This window comes from Sorangium sp. So ce375 (assembly GCF_051473855.1).
Taxonomy (GTDB): domain Bacteria; phylum Myxococcota_A; class Polyangia; order Polyangiales; family Polyangiaceae; genus Sorangium.
This window is the reverse complement of the sequence record NZ_CP150335.1, coordinates 3,397,855-3,415,098: the sequence shown is the minus strand read 5'-3', so window position 1 is coordinate 3,415,098 and position 17,244 is coordinate 3,397,855. Positions and strand designations below refer to the sequence as shown.

Sequence of the window (17,244 nt, the reverse complement as noted above, 5' to 3'; positions counted from 1 at the left end):
CGCATCTCCGCTTGAAAGGGCCGGCTCTGTAGTAAAGCGGGGCTGCGAGCTCTTCCCGACAGGAGGTCTCATGAAGAGGACCCGTCTCGCGATTGCGCTGCTGTTCGCCGCGTCCATCGCAGGCTGCATACCCCCCTATACCGTGTATTACCGGACATGCGCGGACGCGTGTGGCAGCGAGCCCGACCCCGAGGCCTGCTTATCGGCATGTCGTGAATGCGCGGTACCGTGTCAAAACAAGCCCGATCGTGATGAATGTGTATCGGAGTGCCATGCATGCGCGGAGCAGTGTCGGCTCGATGCCGACCCCGGCGCGTGCATATCGGAGTGCGGCACGTGCAGCGGCGATTGTGGCGAGCCGGCTCCGGAGGGCTTCTACGGCCCGGCGTTGCTCTGGGTCGGCAGGACGGTGGACGAGCCACAGTGCCCCAGCAGCGCCCCTACCACGGTCTACAGAGGGCACGAGACCGCGGACTTCCCCTTCGAGTGCAGCCCGTGCCGGTGCAGCGAGCCAGCCTGCGCCCTGCCCGACGATCTCAGGACGGACGCTTCGCCGAAGTGCGGTGGCTCGGCGGTCGCGGTGCACGATCCCCGGGACATCCTGAGCGGCGCGTGCGTGGTGCCCACCGAGGCCTTGGCGAACGACCGCCAATCGCTCGTCCTCGGCGAGACCCGAGTGACGCCTTGCGAAGGCAGCGTCGAGCCCCCCCCGGTGCCACAGTTCACCTTGCGGTGGGATCGCTCCGGCGTGGCGTGCGGAGGCAGCCCCCGGGGAGGCACGTGCGCCTCTCCGTCGAAGACGTGCGCGCCGAGCGAGGAGGAAGAAGACGGCTTCGCTGAGTGCATCATGCACCTCGGCGAGGGCGAGGTGACCTGCCCGGAAGATTACCCGGTGGACGTCGTCCTCTACGACGGCATGAGGGACGAGCGCCACTGCACACCGTGTGAGTGCGGTCCGCCCCAGCGCAGCGAGTGCTCCCTGATGCTCCTTTCTTTCCGGGACGGCGAGTGCGACGATCTGCTCACCGCCGGCACAGCGTCGAACCAGGCCCCTGGCTGCCTCGAGGCGAAACCGGGGGTAACGCCCCAAAGCATGAAGGCGGTCTGGCGCGTCAACCAGCCCGGCAGCTGCGAGCCGAGCGGCGGGGAGCTGCGAGGCGAGATCGTCCTCACCGGTCCGAGCACGTTTTGCTGCCAAAGACGTCCAGGCGAGAAAGCGTGATGGTCATGCGCCGCGAAAGACGACAGGAGCGCCGCCCGAGCCACACGATCCGGGCTTCGCCTGAACCGCGGTAGGGTGCGACCAGACACCACGACGCGAGACAAAGGCCCTAAGTACAGGAATCCATGGGCATGACGAAAAATTTCTCTCGATAGAGAGAAATTAACAAGCCAAAACACAATGCGACCCGCGCGCTCGAGAGCGCACACAAAAGCCTTTACGTGCGCTCCAAAGTCAGTATCTACAGGATCACGGCGTGGGAGCGGCGACGTCGAGCCGGCCTTCGCCACGCGGCAGAGGTGCACTGTCCTACAGGCGCCGGAGACGTTGAAGAGGGGGGGCCACATGGCAAGGTGTTGCGGCTGGACGGGAGACAGCGGCGTGCATCGGGTCGAGGTGTTCACTCCGCGCCGTACCGCACCGATCCCGCCCTAGCCGGGACGCCGATGCTACGCGCCGGTTGTGCCGCCGTGCTCGTCGTTTTCACGGCGACGACCCCGGTGCACGCGGATACGCCTCGGTCTGAATCGGCACGGGAGACGCAGGTGGACGACGACAGTTTCCGCGGCGAGATCTCCGCGTCACCGCTGCTCGCGGTGGGCCTCCTGCCCGCGCTCGGCGGAGGGGCCTCTTTCTCGACGGCGTTCCGCTGGCCCAGCCTGTCGGTCGCCATCGAGGCGCGGATGCTCACCTCGCTGGCGGATACGTTCGCCGACGGCGTCCTGGTCCACGCGAGCCTGGCGATGCCGACGCTCGACATCTGCGGTCATCGGGGGGCCCTGTCGGTGTGCGCCGTCTTCGACGCCGGCGAGCTGCGGATCACGAGCGACCCCGGCGTCAGCATTCAAGCGCGCCAGCCGTGGGTCAGCTCGGTCGGCCTGCGGGTCGGCGGCGACTGGCGCTTCTCCGAGCAGCTGTCGCTGCGCGGGTTCGCCGAGCTGCACACGAACCACAGCCGTCCGTCCCTCTGGGTGAACAACAGAGAGGTATGGCGGGTCCCTCCGCTCTCCGGCGTGGTCGGCGTGGGGCTCGTGCTCCCCGTGGATGCCTTCTAGGGGAGGCCCGCTGGTCGCTCCCGAAAGGGAATGCGGCCGATGACACCTGGTCTGAACAAGCGGTCACCACGCCGCGGTGAGCACCATGTCAGCAGCATCAGCAAGAGACACCGGAGCCGACGCGGCGACGCAGGAGCGACCGAAGGCGCGGGCGCCGGCGTGGCTCGTCGCCGCGGCCGCGGCCCTGCTCTGGCCTTGGCGCGCCGGCGCCGCGCCGCCGCGCGCCGCGGTGCAGCTCGAGTACCGGCGCGCGCCAGGGGCCGAGCGCTGCCCGGGCGAGGCGCTCCTGCGCGAGGAGATGGCCAGGCAGCTCGGCTACGACCCGGTGGAGCCCGAGGCGGCCGCGCAGGCCAAGGCCCTTGTCTTCGTCGGCCCAGGAAGAGAAGTGCACGCCACGATGGATATCTATGACGCGGAGGGATCCATCGCCTGGTCGCGGCACCTGGTCGCCTACAACGACGACTGCAAAGAGCTCGTCATGAACATGGCGCTCTCGCTCCGGGTCGCGCTCGATCCGAGCCTCCACGTGCAGCCCGCGCCCGCCCCTCTGCCCCCCCCTGTCCCGCCTCCTGCCGACGCCGCTGCCGCGGCGCCTGCGCGGCGCGCGTGGCCCGAGCTCAGGGTCGGCGTTGCGGGGACCGCGGTGTTCGGAACCCTGCAGGAAGCGACCGCCGGGACGGCGCTCCACGTCGCCCTCCGCTATCCGTCCTTCTCCCTCGGCCTGGAAGGCCAGGCTCAATGGCCCGTCACGATTCGGCTCAATGAGACGGCGAGCATCAAGACCTGGCTCGCGGCGGCGAACGTGATGCCGTGTTCGCAGCGCCGTCGCCTGTTCGTGTGCGCGTTCGTGTCGGTCGGGGTCGTGACCACCTCCAGCACCGACACGGAGATCATCGACACGTCGGCGCTCTGGCTCGCCACAGGGCCGCGCGCCGGCATCGAGATGCCGATCTCCGATCGGCTCGCCGTCGAGTTCTATGGCGACCTCGTGCTCCGCCTCTCGGAGCTCCGCGTCGAGAGCCAGCAAGGCGTCCTCTGGACCCCGCCCGCCGCCGGCGGGCTCGTGGGCGTCCGGCTCGACGTCAACCTCGATCCGCGGAGCAAGGCGCCCGCCCGGCGCGCCTCCGTCCCTCGGGGCGCCGGGGCAGCGCATTGACCAGCTTCGCGACGACGCCGTCGCCGCGCTCGAGGGGGAACAGAGATGGGGTCACAGTCACGCAAGAACACGCCCGCAGAGCCTTCCCACGCCCGCATGGCGGAGATCGCGGACGAACACCTCTCGTTCATCGCTCGCTACCTCGCCCGCCTGGGGGTCCGCGCGCAGGACATCGACGACGTCGCCCAGGAGGTGCTCGCCGGCGCTTACCGTGCGCTGCCGCGGTTCGATCCCAGCCGAGGCACCGTGCGATCGTGGCTCATGGGCATCGCGACCCACCAGGCGTCGAACCACTTCCGACGGGCGCACCGCCGCCGCGAGCGCCTCCGGCCGTTCGACGATCTCGCGGCGCTCCCTGACGCCACCCCCGACTCCGAGCAGCGCGTCATCGCGAGGGACCGGCGCGGCGTGCTCGACAAGCTGCTCGAGGAGCTGCCGATGGAGCGCCGCTGCGTGTTCGTCGCCCACGAGCTCGAGGAGATCGACATGGCCGAGATCGCCCAGCAGCTCTCGATCCCCCTGAGCACCGCGTGGAGCCGGCACCGGCTCGCCTGGGTCGACATCGAGGCGGCGATGCGCCGTTGGCAGGCGCGGCAGCGCGGCCGCGGGCTCGCGCTCATCCCCTTCAGCGCCGACGCGCTCGTGCAGGAGGCGCGCACGGAAGGCGAGGACGCGCCCACGCTGCTCGCGAGGCTGTACCGCGGCGTCCGTGGGCTCTTCTCTCGGCGGAAGCTCCCCCTCGGGGGCGACGCGCCGGCGCGGACGGGCGTTCTCCATATCGCCGCGAGCATGGCAGTCCCGCTGGCGAGCGCCGCGGCCGTCATCGCGATCACGCTGGGCGCGCTGCGCGCCGCCTCGACGCCGGCCGCCGCCGGACAGCGCGCCGCGACCGGGCTCGGCACGGCGGTCCTCTGGACGCCCCAGCCCTCGGCCACGCTGCCGCCGCCTGCGGCCGCGCCGCCGCTGCCGCCGCCTACTGCCACGCCACCGCTGCCACCGCCATCCACGACAGCGCTGCCGCTGCCACCCGGCGCAGCTGCCGCGGCGGACGCGCTGCGAGGCGGCGGGATCGGGGGCGCCGGGAGGTCGCGAGCCGGCCGCGCGGCGCTGCCCGCGCAGAAGGCCGCCGGCCATCCCGCGGGCGGAGCCGCCGCGCGCCCCGTGACACCGTCTGGGGCATCGAACGATCACGAGATCGCCGAAGAGCGAGCCCTCATCGACGGGGCGATCACGGCGCTGTCGTGCAATCGCTACAAGGAGGCGAACAGCCTCCTCGTCGAGCACCGAACGCGGTTCCCTGCCGGCCGCCTCACGGCCGAGAGGAACGCGGCGCGCCGAGCGCTCCGCGCGAGGATGGCTGCCTACACGACGCCCCCGCTCCTCCCGTGCCCTGCTCAGATGGCGAGGAGTCGAACCGCCGAGGACGCCAAGCGACTCCAGCCCTGACTTCTCTCCTGATCTGAGCTGCCGTATCACGCGCAGCCGAGATCCGGTCGAGAGCGATTCCCCCGTTCAGCTCTCCACGTCTTCAGCGCTGCTCTCCTGCACAGGAGTCGACGCGGCCCCGCCGCCGCAGAGCGCTGCTCTCCTGCACAGGAGTCGACGCGGCCCCGCCGCGGTACAGCGCTGCTCTCCCGTCCTCGGCGCTTGGGGGTGAGATGCGGGGGATCGGGCGCGCACAGAAAATCATTTTTCAGAGCTGATGGCTTTTTTGTGAGATCGGAGATCAGCTCCTCCTAATTAAGCGAGCATGGGACAACCGCATCGCACTCTGGCTCCATCGATGCCGCTGGATAGACAGCGCGCCTTTGTCCGGCTCTTTCGGGGGAAGACTTACGACTCCGTATGGAATTGGCTTAGGCGGCTCGGGGTCCCACGCCGCGATCGGCGAGACATCCTCCAGGATGTGTTCCTCGCCGGATACCAGAGCTTCCCCTCCTACGACCCGCTCCGCGCGCGACCGGAGCGGTGGCTCAACAGGATCACGGTCCACGTGGCCGCCCACTACCGCGACCGCGCGCACCACCGGCGCGAGGAGCTGTCTTCCGGCCACGCCCCGCGGCGCGTCGCCGACGAGCGCCCGAACGCCGAGGAGCAGATCGACGCGGAACAGACGCGCTCCCTCATCCTGTCGCAGCTCAGGTCGCTGCAGACCGAAGAGCAGCAGATCCTGATCGAGCACGACATCGAAGGCGTGCCGATGGCGACGGTCGCCGAACAACACGGGATCCCGCTGTCGACGGCGTACAAGTGGCGCACGCGCGCGCTGGCGTCGCTGCGGGCGCTGCTCGAGGAGCCCGGCGCAGAGCGCAGGCATCAACGACCGCCGCAACCGCCGGCGAGCAGCGCGGCGGAGGCGGCCGCGCCATCGGCGAACGCCGCGCGATTGGTGAAGACCCCGCGCCGGACGGCGCCTGCAGAGCGACCCGTCCGCGCGACCCCAGCGGGCACGAAGCGGCCGGCTGCGCCCTGCCGCACGCTGCGGAACGGCGCCCCGTTCCCGCTGCGGCCGGGCGGGGAGCGGGCGCACTCGCCGGCGCGCGTATGACCGGCGGAGGCCGCCAGCACGGTCGCGCCGCCGCTCGCGCCCGCCCGCGTCAGCCCGGCTCCGAGCGCCCCGGACAGCCCATGGCCCGCGCGCACCTGCGAGACAAATCTTCAGGCGGATCGAAAGCCGTATGGGACGCCCTTCCCAAGGAGAAAGCGTGTCAAGCCCACGCGCGGGTAGTCGGGGCGTATGTCGTCGCGCTATGCTGGAACCTGAACGATGTACTACTCGACCGACGACCTTCGTATTGCAGGGCTCAGGCCCTTGATCCCCCCGGCGATCCTTATCGAAGAGATCCCCGTCAGCTCCGCGGCCTCCGAGACGGTGGCGTTCACGCGCAAAGCGGCCGAGCGCGTGATCTCGGGCGACGACGACCGGATCATCGTGGTGGTGGGTCCCTGCTCCATCCACGACCCTAAGGCCGCGCTGGAGTACGCCGCGCGGCTCCGCGAGGCGCGCGACCGGCTGAGCGACGATCTGGTCGTGATCATGCGTGTGTACTTCGAGAAGCCGCGCACCACGGTCGGCTGGAAGGGGCTGATCAACGATCCCGACCTCGACGGGAGCTTCTCGATCAACAAGGGGCTCCGCGTCGCCCGCGGCCTGCTGCGCGACATCGCCGAGCTCGGGCTCGCGAGCGCGACCGAGTTCCTCGACACGATCTCGCCGCAGTTCATCGCCGATTTCATCTCCTGGGGCGCGATCGGCGCGCGCACGACCGAGAGCCAGATCCACCGCGAGCTCGCCTCCGGGCTCTCGTGCCCGGTGGGCTTCAAGAACAGCACCGAGGGCGACGTCCAGATCGCGGTCGACGCCGTGCGGGCCGCGCGCGAGGCGCACCATTTCCTGTCCGTGACGAAGCAGGGGATCTCGGCGATCGTGGCGACGCGCGGTAACGCGTCGTGTCACGTGATCCTGCGCGGCTCGCAGCGCGGCCCCAACTACGCGGCCGAGCACGTCCGCGAGGCGGGCGACCGCCTGACCAAGGCGGGCTTGCCGCGCCGGCTGATGGTCGACTGCAGCCACGGCAACAGCCAGAAGGACCCGGTGCGCCAGCGGATCGTGGCCGAGAGCCTGGCCGATCAGCTGCGCGCCGGCTCGCGGGACATCAGCGGCGTGATGATCGAGAGCCACCTCGTGGGAGGCCGGCAGGATCTCGGGCCGGGCAAGCTGCCCACCTACGGCCAGAGCATCACCGACGCGTGCCTCGGCTGGAACGACACCGTCCCGGTGCTCGAGCTGCTCGCGAAGGCGGTGCGCGACCGGCGGGCCAGCAAGGCGGCGTGAGCCCTCCACCCCGCGCGCCGCCGGCGGACGCGCGTGGCAGTGCGCCGGCGGCCGCGCGTGGCAGAGCGCAGGCGGCCGCGCGTGGCGGATCCTCTCAGAAAATCTCATCCTAGGCGCGGGTCACGACCCCCGGCACGGTGCAGCCTTGGGCGCCGGGGCCTGGTGCGCCGCGCGCCCGGCGCCGCTGCCGTGCAGGCGAGCGAGACGTTATGCCTGCCACGGGAAAGCCGCGGAGGGAGCCGCCATTCTCTCGGAAATCCTCATCATCCTGGCCCTCGTCCTCGTGAACGGCGTCTTCTCGGGCGCCGAGATCGCGGTCGTCACGGTCCGCAAGACGCGGCTCGACCAGCTCGCGCAGTCGGGGAGCCTCCGGGCGCACGCGGTGAAGCGCCTGCGGGGCAATCCGGAGCGCTTCCTCGCCACCGTGCAGATCGGCATCACCGTCGTCGGCGCGACCGCGAGCGCCTTCGGCGGGTCGACCCTCGCGCAGGACCTCGCGCCTGTGCTCCGCGGCGTGCCGTGGATCGGGGGCGCGGCGGACGAGCTCGCGTTCGCCGCCGTGGTCGCGCTCGTCTCCTTCCTGTCGCTCGTCCTCGGCGAGCTCGTCCCGAAGTCGCTCGCGCTCCGCGCCTCCGAACGGTACGCGCTGCTCGTCGGCCCGCCGCTCCGCGGGCTGTCGTCGCTCGCCCGCCCGCTCGTCTGGCTGCTCACCGCGAGCTCGAACCTTGTCTTGAGGGCCTTCGGCGACCGCACGAACTTCGTCGAGGCGCGCCTCTCCCCCGAGGAGATCCAGCAGATCGTCGACGAGGCCGCCGAGGCGGGCTCGGTCGACAAGCGCGCCGGCGAGATCGCCTCCCGCGCCATCGATTTCGCCGGGCTCACCGCGCTCCAGGTGATGCTACCCCGCGTCCGCGTCGTGGCGCTGCCCCGCGAGGCGAGCGCCCCGGAGGTCCAGCGCGTCGTGCTGGAGCACGGCCATACGCGGATGCCCGTCTACGAGGGGTCGAACGACAACGTGATCGGCTACGTCACGATGCCGGAGGTGCTCGCGCACCTGTGGGGCGACGGGCAGTTCTCGCTGGAGAGCATCCTGCGCCCGGCCTACTTCGTGGTCGGGTCGACGCCGGCCGTCGACGTGCTCGCCGAGCTGAAGCGGCGCCGGCTCCAGCTCGCCATCGTCGTGGACGAGCAGGGCGGCATGATCGGCATCGTCACGATGGAGGATCTCGTCGAGGAGCTCGTCGGCGAGATCTTCGCCGAGAACGAGGCGCACCTGTCCCGCGCGGAGACGATCCGGCGCGAGCCGGACGGGTCGGCGCTCGTGCCCGGCGACATGCCGGTCCACGAGGTCAGCCGGCAGCTCGCGATCGCGCTGCCGGACGACATCCGCTGGTCGACTGTCGCGGGGCTCTGCATGGGGCTCGCCCGGCGCATCCCTGCGCCCGGCGACGTCGTGACGACCCCGGACGGGGCCGAGCTCCACATCGTCGACGCGAGCCCCCGGCAGATCCGCACGGTGCGGGTCCGCGTCCCGCCCCAGCGAGCGGGCGAGCCCGAGGACGAGGAGCAGCGCGGCGTGGGCTGAATCAGCGCTGAAGCGAAGAGCGAGCCGAAGTCGATGATCCAGCGGAAGAGGGCGAGCGCGCTCTCCACGAGGTGCTTGTTCTCCTCGGAGAACCGGTCACCGGCGTACACAGAAACCATAACAGGCGCTCACGAGCAGGTGGTCATTGGCCTTCGCCACGTGCTCATGGATCAACATGGTGTCGATCATGAAGAACGTTGAGCGGCCGCGCGCGGGCGGTCCGCGGGAGAGCGCGCCGCTCGCTCGAGAGCCGGACGCCCCCGAAGAGCGCACCCTGTGGTCAAGGTGTGCCTTGGTGGCAAGTCGGCGCGCGCGCCGGCGACGACGATCCGCGCGCGGGATTCAGGCTGCAAGGATTGACATCCTGGAAGGCCATCGTCGTATCCTCCCGGTAGCTCCGCGTTACGACCCCCGTCGTCGGCATCTCTGCCGAGGGAAGGTTCATGGAAAAGCTCAAATCGCGCTTCAGGCTCGCGCCGACGTATACCCTGCTCTGGCTCGCCGCGGCGGCGCTCGCCTCCGTGGCGTCGTGTTCGGACGGCGGCCCTTCCACGAGCGCGTGCGTCGCTCCGGAGACAGAGTGCGACGGCACCTGTATCGACACGGGTACGAGCGCGAGCCACTGCGGCGCGTGCGGCGTGGCGTGCGGCAGCGACCAGACCTGCCGCGGCGGCGCGTGCGTGGCGGCGTGCGAGGACGGCCTCGCGGCGTGCGGCGACGGCTGCGTCGACACCCAGAGCGACGAGGCGCACTGCGGCCGCTGTGACAACGCCTGCGAGGGGGGGCAGACCTGCCGGGCCGGCGAGTGCCAGGACGGCGGCTGTCCCGTGGGGCGCGCCGACTGCGGCGGCACGTGCGTCGACGTCGCGTCCGATCCGAACAACTGCGGCGAGTGCGGCAAAGCCTGCGCGGACGAGCAGACCTGCGAGGCCGGCGAGTGCCAGGACGAGGGGTGCTCGGAAGGGCTCACCGACTGCAACGGCGCCTGCGTGAACCTCCAGACCGACACCGGGCACTGCGGCGAGTGCACCACCGCGTGCACGGGGGACCAGACGTGCGTCGCCGGCGCGTGCGAGGACGGCTGCGGCTCCGGGCTCACGGCCTGCGACGGCGTCGAGGTCTGCGTCGACCTCCAGACCAGCGCCGACCACTGCGGCGCGTGCGGCACCGCGTGCAACGACACGCAGGTCTGCCAGGCCGGGGCGTGCGCGTGCACGGTGAGCCCGGGCCACGACCTCGGCAGCGACGTGCCGCAGATCGTGAACGGCACGACGGCGGGCCTTCCGAACACGTATTCCCCCACGTGCTCGGCCACGAGCTCGAGCGAGCGCATCTACTCGTTCACCGCCGAGACCGCGGGCGTCTACTCCTTCGATAGCAGGAACTCGGGCTACAGCGTCGTCCTCGCCCTGCTCGACGCGGGGGGCTGCTCCGAGATCGCGTGCAGCGCCGACCCGAGCGCGGTCATCACGGCCGACCTGGCCGCGGGCCAGACCGTCTTCGTCGTGGTCGACGGCGCGGGCGGCGAGGCGGGCACCTTCGAGCTGAGCGTGACGCGGGCGAGCGCGTCGACCTGCCCCACGGGCTCCTTCGGCCCTGCCGTGCCGCAGACGATCACCGGCAGCACGGTCGGCCGGCCCAACAGCACGCGGCCGACCGCGACGCCGGACTGCCTCGCATCGAGCGCCGCAGCGAACAGCCCCGACGCGGGGTACACGTTCACGGCGCTCGTCGCCGGCGACTACACCTTCGATACGTTCGGATCGTCGTTCGACACGCTGCTCCACGTGCACGACGCGTCGTGCAGGGGGGCCCAGCTCGCGTGCAACGATGACGACGAGACCGGCTCGGAGCAGTCGGAGGTCACGGTGACGCTCGCCGCGGGCCAGACCGTCGTGGTCATGGTGGACGGCTCCCGCGAGGAGAACGCGGGCGCGTTCAGGCTCAACGTCAAGCGGGCCGTCCCACCGCCGACATGCGACGGGTCGGGCACCTGCGGCGACGGCGCGTCGGGGTGCATGCGGTGCGCGTACGAGGGCGAATGCGCCGACGAGCTCGCGGCGTGCACCGCCACCATCGAGTGCATGGAGTACATCAGCTGCTACCGCACGTGCGACACGGCTGCCTGCAGGGCGACCTGCAGGGCGGAAGACCCGGCGAGCGCTGCCATCTACGACGCGATGCTCGTGTGCGCTCAGTGCAACGTGTGCGCGAACGATTGCAGCGGCAGCGCCGAGATCGCGTGCCCCTGAGCGAGCGGGTGAAATAGAAACGCTGCATCGCTCGTGTTACGAACGGGTTGATGCAGCGCATCCTCCACGGCCACTTCTGGACGGTCGCTCCCTGGCTCAAGCATCAGATTCGCGCCCCGCGGCTCCCCCCGTCCTCCCCCTTCTCGGTCCACGTCGATGAGACTCCTGCCGGGCCCGTCCGGTTGCTCGGCAGGATCCGCCACCGGAAAGACGCGCGCACGATCCTCGTCGTCGTCCACGGGCTCGGCGGCACGAGCGAGAGCTATTACGTGGTCGAGGCCGCTTTGAGGGCCGAGCAGGCCGGGCTCGCCTGCCTCCGCGTCAACCTGCGCGGCGCCGGGGGCGACGGCGACGACATCTACCACGCCGGCCTGTTCTCCGACCTCCACGCGGCCATCACCTCCCCTGAGCTCGGCCGGTATGAGCGTGTGCTCGTCCTCGGCTACTCGCTGGGCGGGCACATCGCTCTCCGCTATGGGGCCTCGGGCTCGCTCGACCGGCGCGTCCACGCCGTGGCCGCCGTCTGCCCGCCGCTCGACCTGGAGCGGGCCGTCGCCGCCATCGATCAGCCCGAGCGCTGGGTGTACCGCAGGCACGTGATGTCCGGGCTGAAGGAGATGTACACCGCCGTCGCCTCGCGCCGCGCCGTGCCCGTGCCCCTCGACGAGGCGCTCGCCATCCGCACGCTCCGCGAATGGGACCGGCGCATCATGACGCGCCGCTTCGGCTACCAGAGCGCGGAGGCCTACTACGCGAGCGAGAGCGCCGCCCCGCGCCTCCGCGACATCGCCGTCCCGTCGCTGCTCGTCGCGACGGAGGCCGATCCGATGGTGCCGCTCGACACGGTGCGACCGGCGCTCGAGGCCCACCCGCGCTCGCCGCTGCTCGACGTGCGGTGGCTCCCGCTCGGCGGGCACGTGGGCTTCCCGCGGACGCTGAGCCTCGGGCTCGGGGCGGCGCCGGGCCTCGAGTCCCAGGTCATCCACTGGCTCACGAGGCGCTGACGCGCGGGCGCGGCCGCGGCCGTACGCGCCGCTCGCTGGCTCGGGCGCCGCGGGGCCTCGGGGAGCGGGAGCGCGATCACCTCACCGCGCGGCCGCCGACCGGTGACGTCCCCCGCCGACGTCACCCACGCGCAGCGGCCGGCGTCAGGGCATAGACGTCGACGTCCACGCCCGGGCTATACAGCACGTGCGGCGCCCCCTTGGGCGCGGGGAGGCCGGCCGCGGCGACGACGCTCTCCTCGACGTGCGTCACCTCGGCTCGGTGGAGCGGATAGGGCGCGTGGTGCACCTGCCCGACATCGATCGCGCCACCGCTCGCGGCGAACAGCAGGTAGCGCTCGGCCAAGAAGTGCTCGAAGGTCCCCGGCGCCGCGACGCGGCCGTCGATCGCCGCACCGACGCGATAGCGCGCGTCGAAGCGCGCGGGCACGGGGCCCGGCCAGCGCCGCTCGCTGCGGTAATGGACCTCCCCGTCCCTCGATTCGAGATCCATCGACGCGTAATGATAGGGCAGGTGCCAGCCGACCCGGGCCGCGACGACCGCGATGGCCTTGGCCGCGTCCAGGCTGAAGAACCACACGCCCGGGGCGCGCCCCTCCTGGTGCACGTAGGTGCGGACGTTGAGCTCGTGGAAGTTCGAGATCCCCGGCACGCTCGGCGACCACGAGGGGCTGACGTCGCGCATGGTGAAGGCGACGACGCCGACGTAGGCCCTCCCCTCGAAGGTGTCGAGTTCGAGCGCTCTCGGCACGACGGCGCGGAGCGCGGCGATCGGCGTCTCCCAGTGCAGGAAGAGCAGCTCTCTCCAGCGCTGGAAGCCCGCAGGGCGGCCCGGAGGGCGGAGTGTGGGAGCGATTCGGTCCACGGCGACCTCAGCATAGGACGGCGCGGCGAGAAGATCTCCTCTCGCGGCCGGCGACGGCATGGGGATATCCTGCGCGCGGAACCAGGCGAGTGCGAGCACGGAGCGGAGGCAGGATGAAGAAGCTCATCAATGCGCCGGACGATCTGGTCGACGAGGCGCTCGAGGGGTTGGCGCTCGCCCACGCCGAGCTCCTCCGGGTGAACGCCGCGCCGCGCTTCGTCACGCGCGCGGAGGCGAAGGGCAAGGGCAAGGTGGCGCTCCTCTCGGGCGGCGGCAGCGGGCACGAGCCGCTGCACGCCGGGTTCGTCGGGCGCGGCATGCTCGACGCCGCCTGCCCCGGCGCCGTGTTCACGAGCCCGACACCCGACCAGATCTTCGAGGCGACGCGGGCAGTCGACGGCGGCGCCGGCGTGCTCCACATCATCAAGAACTACACCGGCGATGTGATGAACTTCGAGATGGCCGCCGAGCTCGCACGCGAGGCGGGAATCCCGGTCGAGGGCGTGGTCGTGAACGACGACGTGGCGGTCGAAGACAGCCTGTACACTGCCGGACGGCGCGGCGTGGGGACGACCGTCCTCCTCGAGAAGATCTGCGGAGGCGCCGCCGAGGCGGGCCGCCCGCTCGACGAGGTGGCGGCGCTGGGCCGACGGGTCAACGCGCACGGCCGCAGCATGGGGATCGCGCTCTCCGCCTGCACCGTGCCGCACGCTGGCAAGCCGTCGTTCGAGCTCGGCCCGGGCGAGATGGAGGTCGGCGTCGGCATCCACGGCGAGCCCGGCCGGCGGCGGGCCAAGCTGGAGCCGGCCGACCGGGTGACCGAGATGCTGATGCAGCCGGTCCTCGACGATCTGCCGTTCGGGCCGGGTGATGACGTGCTCCTGTTCGTCAACGGCATGGGCGGGACGCCGCTCCTCGAGCTCTACGTCGTGTACCGCAAGGCGTGCGCGATCGCGCAGGGCCGCGGCCTCAAGGTCGCGCGCAGCCTCGTGGGATCGTACATCACGTCGCTCGACATGGCCGGCGCGTCGGTGACCCTCCTCAAGCTCGACGACGAGATGATCCGCTGGTGGGACGCGCCAGTGCACACGCCCGCGCTCCGCTGGGGGGCCTGAGCCATGGACACCTTGAGCGGCGTGCACATCGCGGCGTGGCTCGAGCGCGCGGCCGACGTCATGGAGCGCGAGAAGATGTTCCTGACCGAGCTCGACGCGGCGATCGGTGACAGCGACCACGGCATCAACATGGCGCGCGGCTTCACGGCGGTGCGTGCCCGGCTCGACGGCCTCGAGCGCGGCGACGTGGGCGCGCTCCTCAAGGGCGTCGGCATGATCTTGCTGTCGACCGTCGGCGGGGCGAGCGGCCCGCTCTACGGCACGCTGTTCCGCGATGCGGGCCAGCGGGCGGCCGGCGCCGCTGAGCTCGACCTCGCGGCCCTGACCGGGTGCCTCGAGGCGGGCCTCGACGGCGTGAAGCGCCGGGGCAAGGCGTCGCCCGGCGACAAGACGATGGTCGACGCGCTCGGCCCTGCGGTCGACGCGCTCAAGGCCGCGCTGATCGCGCCGGCGACCGCGGGCGCCCCGGCGCACGCCCCGCTCGCGGAAGCGCTCGCCCGCGCCGCCGAGGCGGCGCAGGCCGGGGCCCTCGCGACCGTGCCGCTCGTGGCCCGCAAGGGCCGGGCGAGCTACCTCGGCGAGCGCAGCGCTGGGCACCAGGACCCCGGCGCCACGTCGTGCTCGCTCTTGCTGCGGAGCCTGGCCGCGACGGCAGGCGTATGAGCGGGGCGGCGGGCCGCGTCGGGCTCGTCCTGGTCTCGCACAGCCGTGCGCTCGCCGAGGCCACCGAGGCGCTGGCCCGCCAGATGACCGGCGAGGCGGTCGCCATCGCGCGCGCGGCGGGCGCGGGCGACGACGGCGCCGAGCTCGGCACCGATGCGACCGTGATCGCCGCGGCGATCGAGCGCGTCTGCGGGCCGGCCGGCGCGGTCGTGTTGATGGACATCGGCGGCGCGATCCTGAGCGCCGAGACCGCGCTCGAGCTCGTCGACCCGGACATCGTCGCGCGCACACGCCTCACCGACGGGCCGATCGTGGAAGGGGCGATCGCCGCCGCCGTGCGGTCGGCGGCGGGCGGCACGCTCGATCAGGTCGCCGCGGAGGCGCGGCTGGCGCTCGCTCCGAAGGCCGCGCAGCTCGGCGAAGCGGAGGGCCCCGCGGCGGCTGCCTGGGCGACGCCCGCGGCGGCGGCCGCGTCGGTCGCGGCCGGCGCCGCGGCGTTCACGGCCGCGACCGACGCGGCCGTGGCGGTCGAGCTCGCGATCGCCGATCCGAGCGGCCTTCACGCCCGCCCGGCCGCGCGGCTCATCACGCGCGCGGCGGCCTTCGACGCGACGATCACCCTGGAGAACGTGACCACGGGGCGCGGTCCGGTGCCGGCGTCGAGCCTGATCGCGCTCGCCTCCCTCGGGGCGCGCCGGGGCGACGTGCTGCGCCTGCGCGCGACCGGGCGGCAGGCGGCCAAGGCGATCGAGACGCTCGCGGCGCTCCTGCAGCACGGCGCGCCGGCGGTCGCGACGGCGCCGCCCCCCGCGTCGTCCCATGCGATCCCCGTCGCGCCCGGCGTCGCGCTCGGCCCCGTGGTCCGGCTCGTGCGGTCGATCCCGGAGGTCCCCGAGACCACGGTCGACGATCCCGCGGCCGAGGCCGAGCGGCTGCGGCGGGCGCTCGATCTGGCGGCGCAGGACCTCGGCAGCGCGCTGCGCGGCACCGACATCCTCGACGCCCATCAGGCGCTGCTCTGCGACCCGGCGCTCGTCGACGAGGCGATCTCGCGCATCGAGCGGGAGCGCTGCAACGCCGCCTGGGCCTTCCGCCAGGCGATCCACGCGGCGGCCGCGATCTACCGGCAGCTCGACGACCCGTACCTGCGGGCGCGCGAGGCGGACGTCCACGACGTGGGCGACGCTGTGGTGCGCGCCCTGCTCGGCGGCGCCGCGGCGGCGCTGCCCGACGGGCCGCCGGCCGTCGTCGTGGCCGAGGACCTCACGCCGTCGGAGGCCGCGCGGCTCGACGCGGCGCGGGTGCTCGGCGTCATCGACCGGCGCGGCGGTCCCACGTCGCACGCCGCCATCCTGCTGCGGAGCGCCGGCATCCCCGCTGTCGCCGGGGCCGCGGCGCAGGTGCCGGACACGGGCGGCGCGCGCGCCGGCCTCGACGGCGCGACCGGCGAGGTGTGGCTCGACCCGGATCCGGAGACCACCCGCGAGCTCGAGCGGCGGCAGGCGGCCCTCCGCGCGTCACGGCGGCCGCCGAGCGCGCGCGACGGCCGCTTGCGCCTCGCTTGCGGCCGCGAGGTCGAGCTCTGGGCAAACGTGGCAGGCCCCTCGGACGCGCGCGCCGCGCGCCAGGCCGGCGCCCTCGGGATCGGGCTCCTGCGCACCGAGATGCTGTTCCTGGACCGCGTCGACGAGCCCGGCGAGGACGAGCAGGCGGAGCTGCTCGCCGAGATCTTCGCGGCGTTCGCCGGCGCTCCGATCGTGGTCCGCACGCTCGACGCCGGCGGGGACAAGTCGCTGCCGTACCTCGATCTCGAGGCCGAGGTGAACCCCAGCCTGGGCGTCCGCGGCGTCCGCCTCTCCCTCGCGCGACCGGCGCTGCTCGAGGCGCAGCTCCGCGCGATCCTGGTCGCGGGGCGCGGCCATGACATCCGGGTCCTGGTCCCGATGGTCTCGACCGCCGCGGAGGTGAGCGCCGTGCGCGCCGCGCTCGAGCGCGCGCACGAGGCGCTCGCGGCGACGGGCGCGGCGCACCGCTGGCCCGTGGCCACGGGCATCATGGTCGAGGTGCCGTCGGCCGCGCTCATGGCCGATCGCCTCGCGCGCCAGGCCGACTTCTTCAGCATCGGGACCAACGACCTGACGCAGCACACGCTGGCGGCCGAGCGCGGTCACCCGCGGCTGCACGCGCTCGCGGATCCGGCGCACCCTGCGGTGCTGCGGCTCGTGCGCGCGGTGGTGGAGGCGGGGCACGCCGCGAAGCGGCCTGTCTCGGTGTGCGGCGAGGCCGCCGGCGATCCCGGCGTCGCGCCGCTCCTGGTCGGCCTCGGGATCACGCGCCTCAGCATGTGCCCCTCGGCGTTCGACGCGGTGGAGGACGCGCTCGCCGGGGCCTCGTTCGCCGAGCTCGCCGCGATCGCCGAGGAGGCGCTCGCGGTCGACGACGCGGCGGCTGCCCGCGCGGCCCGCGCGGCGGCGCGGCGTCCGGGCTGAGGC

13 protein-coding genes are annotated in these 17,244 nt (G+C 72.6%); 12 read left to right on the top strand and 1 reads right to left on the bottom strand.

From position 1 onward, the window contains the following. Positions 1-409 precede the first annotated feature (409 nt). The 9 genes from WME90_RS12940 (at position 410) to WME90_RS12900 (ending at position 12,109) form a co-directional block, all read left to right on the top strand. Positions 410-1,222 (top strand): hypothetical protein, encoded by an 813-nt coding sequence (locus WME90_RS12940; protein WP_437281413.1) that lies wholly within the window; start codon positions 410-412, stop codon positions 1,220-1,222. Positions 1,223-1,767: 545 nt separating this feature from the next. After that, the gene (locus WME90_RS12935) at positions 1,768-2,277 is read left to right on the top strand and encodes a hypothetical protein (protein ID WP_437281412.1); all 510 of its coding nucleotides are present in this window, start codon (positions 1,768-1,770) and stop codon (positions 2,275-2,277) included. A gap of 85 nt (positions 2,278-2,362) precedes the next feature. Further along, positions 2,363-3,433, top strand: coding sequence for a hypothetical protein (locus WME90_RS12930; protein WP_437281411.1), 1,071 nt, complete (start codon positions 2,363-2,365; stop codon positions 3,431-3,433). Positions 3,434-3,478: 45 nt separating this feature from the next. Further along, positions 3,479-4,879: an RNA polymerase sigma factor gene (locus WME90_RS12925; protein ID WP_437281410.1), complete on the top strand. Its 1,401-nt coding sequence runs from the start codon at positions 3,479-3,481 to the stop codon at positions 4,877-4,879. A 304-nt stretch (positions 4,880-5,183) separates the two neighbouring features. After that, positions 5,184-5,981: an RNA polymerase sigma factor gene (locus WME90_RS12920; protein WP_437281409.1), complete on the top strand. Its 798-nt coding sequence runs from the start codon at positions 5,184-5,186 to the stop codon at positions 5,979-5,981. 219 nt (positions 5,982-6,200) lie between these two features. Next, positions 6,201-7,268, top strand: a complete 1,068-nt coding sequence (locus WME90_RS12915) for a 3-deoxy-7-phosphoheptulonate synthase (protein WP_437281408.1) — start codon at positions 6,201-6,203, stop codon at positions 7,266-7,268. Positions 7,269-7,536: 268 nt separating this feature from the next. Next, the gene (locus tag WME90_RS12910) at positions 7,537-8,853 is read left to right on the top strand and encodes a hemolysin family protein (RefSeq protein ID WP_437283603.1); all 1,317 of its coding nucleotides are present in this window, start codon (positions 7,537-7,539) and stop codon (positions 8,851-8,853) included. A gap of 443 nt (positions 8,854-9,296) precedes the next feature. Further along, entirely contained in the window at positions 9,297-11,105 is a 1,809-nt protein-coding gene (locus tag WME90_RS12905) for an MXAN_6577-like cysteine-rich protein (protein ID WP_437281407.1), read from the top strand. A 50-nt stretch (positions 11,106-11,155) separates the two neighbouring features. Then, entirely contained in the window at positions 11,156-12,109 is a 954-nt protein-coding gene (locus WME90_RS12900) for an alpha/beta fold hydrolase (protein ID WP_437281406.1), read from the top strand. A gap of 121 nt (positions 12,110-12,230) precedes the next feature. Here the strand turns inward: WME90_RS12900 and WME90_RS12895 are convergent, their stop codons facing one another. Further along, on the bottom strand, positions 12,231-12,974 hold the full coding sequence (locus WME90_RS12895) for a YqjF family protein (RefSeq protein WP_437281405.1): 744 nt from the start codon (positions 12,972-12,974) through the stop codon (positions 12,231-12,233). Between the two features lie 113 nt (positions 12,975-13,087). Between WME90_RS12895 and dhaK the strand changes: the two genes are divergently transcribed. Genes dhaK through ptsP form a run of 3 tightly spaced genes read left to right on the top strand, consistent with a single transcriptional unit; the run spans position 13,088 to position 17,241 of the window. Beyond that, positions 13,088-14,089 carry a dihydroxyacetone kinase subunit DhaK gene (dhaK, locus tag WME90_RS12890; protein WP_437281404.1) on the top strand — a complete coding sequence of 334 codons (1,002 nt, stop codon included), beginning with the start codon at positions 13,088-13,090 and terminating at the stop codon, positions 14,087-14,089. A 3-nt stretch (positions 14,090-14,092) separates the two neighbouring features. Then, the gene (gene dhaL, locus WME90_RS12885) at positions 14,093-14,752 is read left to right on the top strand and encodes a dihydroxyacetone kinase subunit DhaL (protein WP_437281403.1); all 660 of its coding nucleotides are present in this window, start codon (positions 14,093-14,095) and stop codon (positions 14,750-14,752) included. Beyond that, positions 14,749-17,241: a phosphoenolpyruvate--protein phosphotransferase gene (ptsP, locus tag WME90_RS12880; protein ID WP_437281402.1), complete on the top strand. Its 2,493-nt coding sequence runs from the start codon at positions 14,749-14,751 to the stop codon at positions 17,239-17,241. Before dhaL ends, ptsP begins: the two co-directional genes overlap by 4 nt. Positions 17,242-17,244 lie beyond the last annotated feature (3 nt).